Here is a 4,131-nt window from a genome sequence, read left to right as displayed (position 1 = left end):
TTCACCAGCAACTTGAGGTAGGCCATGATGTCCTTGATCTCGGTGCGGGAGAAAAATGAGGTGCCGCCGGAGATACGGTAAGGAATCCGGTTGGTCATCAGCGCCTTCTCGAAGATGCGCGACTGATGGTTGCCCCGATAGAGGATGGCGTAATCCTTGAACCGGGTGCGGTTCATAAACTTGTGTCCCATCATCTCGGCGGCGATCCGCTCCGCTTCGTGCTCCTCGTTCTTGGCGAACAGCACCTTGAGCTTCACCCCCTCATCCAGCTCGGAGAAGAGCGCCTTGTCATAGACATGCGGGTTGTTGGCGATCAGGATGTTGGCGCACTTGAGGATCCGCCGCTTGGAGCGATAGTTCTGCTCCAGCTTGATGAGCCGCAGGTTCGGAAAGTCTTCGCTCAGCAGCACCAGATTCTGCGGCTTGGCACCGCGCCAGGAGTAGATGGACTGGTCATCATCCCCTACCACGGTAAAACGGGCCCGCTCGCCGACGATCTGCTTCACCAGCTCGTACTGGCTGGTGTTGGTGTCTTGGTACTCATCGACCAGCAGGTAACGGATCTTGTTCTGCCAGCGCTCGCGCACCTCCTGATTGCTCTTGAGCAGCAGGGTCGGCATCACGATAAGGTCGTCAAAATCCAGCGCGTTATAGGCCACCATCTGCCGGTGATAACGCTCGTAGAGCTGGGCCATCAGCACCTCTTCCGGCCCACGGGCGATACGCATGGCGCGGGCGGGCAGGATAAGATCGTTCTTCCAGTTGGAGATTTGGCTGATAAGGGCCGAGAGCTTGTCCTTGTCGTTGTCGAGCTCGTCTTCAGTCAATTCTTTCAGCAGCGCCAGCTGGTCGGTGTCATCGAACAGGGAGAAGTTCGCCTTGAGATTCAGGCTCTTGTGCTCCCGGCGGATGATCTCGAGCCCCAGAGTATGGAAGGTGGAGACCATCAGCCCCCGCGCCTCCTTGCGCCCCAGCGTCTGGCCAACCCGCTCCTTCATCTCCCGCGCCGCCTTGTTGGTAAAGGTGACGGCGGCGATATTGCGCGCGTTGTAGCCACACTGCTGCACCAGATAGGCAATCTTGTTGGTGATGACGCGGGTCTTGCCCGATCCGGCACCCGCCAGCACCAGGCAAGGGCCGGAAACATACTTGACCGCTTCGTTCTGATTGGGGTTGAGCTTCATGGGCCGGATCTCTTGGCTTATGATGAGGGGCGGCATTGTACCAGAAATCACCCGACGAGCCGTACCTGCTGCACGGCAGGCAACCACCAATCGGGCTTATCGCGCCTTGTGTTCGGGCGCTATTTTCAGGATCATGGCCGACCTTTCGAGATGATGACTTTTTCCGGATGATGAGGGGAGCATGAATCAGCAACAGCATGACCAACTGCGCAGCCAGTTTCCGGCCTTGGCGCAGGAGGTAAACGGCCACCCTCTGGTCTATCTGGACAACGCCGCCACCACCCAGAAACCGCAAGCGGTACTGGATGCCATCGCTCACTACTATCGGGCCGACAATGCCAACGTGCACCGCGCCGCTCACGCCCTGAGTGGCCGCGCGACCCGTGCCTTTGAAGCTGCCCGCGAGACGGTCGCCCGCTTTATCAATACGCCCCGCAGCCACGAGGTGATCTGGACCCGCGGCACCACGGAGGCGATCAATCTGGTGGCCCAGAGCTGGGGGATAAGCGAGCTCAAGGCGGGAGACGAAATCATCCTCAGCACGCTGGAGCACCACGCCAATATCGTCCCGTGGCAACTGGTCGCCCAACGCACAGGTGCGGTGATCCGGGTCATCCCGCTCAATGAGCGGGGCGATCTCGATCTGGCCGCTTATCACGCCATGCTGGGGCCACGCACCCGGCTGGTAAGCGTGGCCCACGTCTCCAATGCCCTCGGTACCGTCAATCCGGTCAAAGAGATGGTGGCGGCCGCCAAAGCGGTTGGCGCCGTGACGCTGATCGACGGTGCCCAGGCGGTGGCTCATCTCGAGGTGGATGTGCAAGCTATCGGTTGCGACTTCTACGCCTTCTCCGGCCACAAGCTCTATGGCCCGACCGGCATCGGTGTGTTGTGGGGCCGCACCGAACTACTGGAACGGATGCCACCCTGGCAAGCCGGTGGCGAGATGATCGATCGGGTCAGTTTCAGCGGCACTACCTTCAATACCCTGCCCTTCAAGTTCGAGGCGGGCACCCCTCATATCGCTGGCGCTATCGGCCTCGCCGCCGCCATCGACTTTGTGATGGCGCAAGGTCGGCAATGGCTCGCCAGCCATGAGCAGACACTGACCGACTATCTGGTCGCTGGCCTGCAACAGGTGCCGAGGCTGCGTCTGGTCGGCGAACCCAATCAGCGCGCCGGTGCGGTCTCTTTCCTGCTCGACGACATCCACCCGCAAGATGCCGCCACCCTGCTCGATATGCAGGGGATCGCCCTGCGAGTCGGCCATCACTGCGCCATGCCGCTGATGGAATCGCTCGGGATCGGCGGTACCCTGCGCGCCTCGCTGGCCTGCTACAACAATCGGGATGATGTCGATGCCCTGCTGGCCGCCCTGCACAAACTCAGTGACTTCTTCTAAGGCAGACAACCGAATGAGTGACCTCGCAAGCTATACCCAGATTGGCCTTGAGCCCAACGCCGACACCATCCGCCAGCAGTTTGCCGCCGCTCACGGCTGGGAGAACCAGTACCGGCTCATCATCCAGCTCGGCAAGCAGTTGCCGGTGCTACCCGGCGAATGGCAGCAGCAGGAGTTCCGCCTCAAGGGGTGTGAAAGCCAGGCTTGGCTGAAGGGAGAACAAAGCGAGGATGGCTGCTGGCATTTTGCCTGTGATTCCGATGCCCGCATCGTGCGTGGCCTTATCGTCATCGTGCTGGCGGCACTCAACCATCAATCGGCTGCGGCGATCCAGGCTTTTGATATGGAAAGGTATTTCACCGAACTGGGACTTGAGAAACACTTGAGCCCGTCACGAGGTAACGGGCTCAGAGCGATCGTACTGGCGATCCGGGAACAAGCGGTCTAACCCGCCTTGTTCAGTGGTCGATTAGGCTTCGCCAATCGACCCTACGTCTTCATTCCCGGCCTCTTTCTCGGCGCGGGTCCCCCGCTCGGCAATCTTCTTCAATACCCGGGACGCGGCAACCAGCCCGAAGGTTGCCGTCACCGGCGTCACGGCGCCAAAACCGGAGGCGCAATCCATCTTCATGGTGCCATCGCTGGCCGCTTTGGCCTGACAGGTACCGCCATTGCCATCCGGATAACTCAGCTGCTCGGTTGAGAAGACACACTCCACCCCGAATTTGCGCGCCGGATTCTTGCTGAAGTTGTGCAACCGGCGCAGGTCAGAGCGAACCTTCGCAGCGAGCGGATCCTGAATGGTCTTGGCCAGATCGGCCACGGTGATTTGGGTCGGATCCATCTGCCCGCCAGCACCACCCGCTACAATCACCGGGATCTTGTTGCGCTTGCAGAAGGCAATCAGCGCCACCTTGGCCTTGACCGAATCGATGGCGTCCACCACATAGTCAAACTCTCGCTTGATATGCTCGGCCAGGTTGTCGGCGGTGACGAAATCGTCCACCTCGATCACTTCGCAATCCGGATTGATGGCGCGAATACGCTCGGCCATCACCTCGGTTTTGAGGCGACCGACCGTCCCCTGCATGGCGTGGATCTGGCGATTGGTGTTGGTGATGCAGATATCGTCCATGTCGATCAGGGTGATCTGGTTGATACCGGCACGGGCCAGCGCCTCCGCCGCCCAGGAGCCCACGCCGCCGATCCCCACCACACAGACCTTGGCCTGGCTAAAGGAACGCAGTGCCTTCTGTCCATAAAGACGGGCAATGCCCCCGAATCGCTGTAAATATTCTGCTTTCATACCACCACCTTGCTTGAGGGCGGCCATTATAGCGACAACCACCGCCAGCGGCGATGGCATAACCGGAGAAAATCGGGGAGGAAAAACAGAGAAAACGGCAGGGAAGAGAGAATAAAAGGTCAATTATCAGCCGACTTTCTGAATGGCAACCAATAAAAAACCCCGCTCATCGAGCGGGGTTCTTAAATTGGGTGCCTGGCAGTGTCCTACTCTCGCATGGCGAATGCCACACTACCATC

Annotated in this window: 4 protein-coding genes; 2 read left to right on the top strand and 2 right to left on the bottom strand. The window is 59.7% G+C overall.

Annotation, left to right across the window (positions count from 1 at the left end; translation table 11 throughout):
• On the bottom strand, window positions 1-1,184 hold a 1,184-nt coding region (locus tag ACRAUW_RS17135; RefSeq protein WP_431363243.1), incomplete at its 3' end, for a UvrD-helicase domain-containing protein.
• Window positions 1,185-1,365: 181 nt separating this feature from the next.
• Between ACRAUW_RS17135 and ACRAUW_RS17130 the strand changes: the two genes are divergently transcribed.
• Both ACRAUW_RS17130 and ACRAUW_RS17125 read left to right on the top strand, forming a co-directional pair.
• The gene (locus tag ACRAUW_RS17130) at window positions 1,366-2,586 is read left to right on the top strand and encodes a SufS family cysteine desulfurase (RefSeq protein ID WP_431363242.1); all 1,221 of its coding nucleotides are present in this window, start codon (window positions 1,366-1,368) and stop codon (window positions 2,584-2,586) included.
• A gap of 13 nt (window positions 2,587-2,599) precedes the next feature.
• On the top strand, window positions 2,600-3,034 hold the full coding sequence (locus ACRAUW_RS17125) for a SufE family protein (protein ID WP_431363241.1): 435 nt from the start codon (window positions 2,600-2,602) through the stop codon (window positions 3,032-3,034).
• 21 nt (window positions 3,035-3,055) lie between these two features.
• Here ACRAUW_RS17125 and tcdA read toward each other — a convergent pair whose 3' ends face one another.
• Window positions 3,056-3,892 (bottom strand): tRNA cyclic N6-threonylcarbamoyladenosine(37) synthase TcdA, encoded by an 837-nt coding sequence (tcdA, locus tag ACRAUW_RS17120; RefSeq protein WP_431363240.1) that lies wholly within the window; start codon window positions 3,890-3,892, stop codon window positions 3,056-3,058.
• Window positions 3,893-4,131: the final 239 nt, after the last annotated feature.

The sequence above is a fragment of the Aeromonas sp. genome (assembly GCF_050633025.1).
GTDB lineage: Bacteria > Pseudomonadota > Gammaproteobacteria > Enterobacterales > Aeromonadaceae > Aeromonas.
Note: the sequence above shows the minus strand (reverse complement) of the source record. Positions and strands in the feature narration are given on the sequence as shown.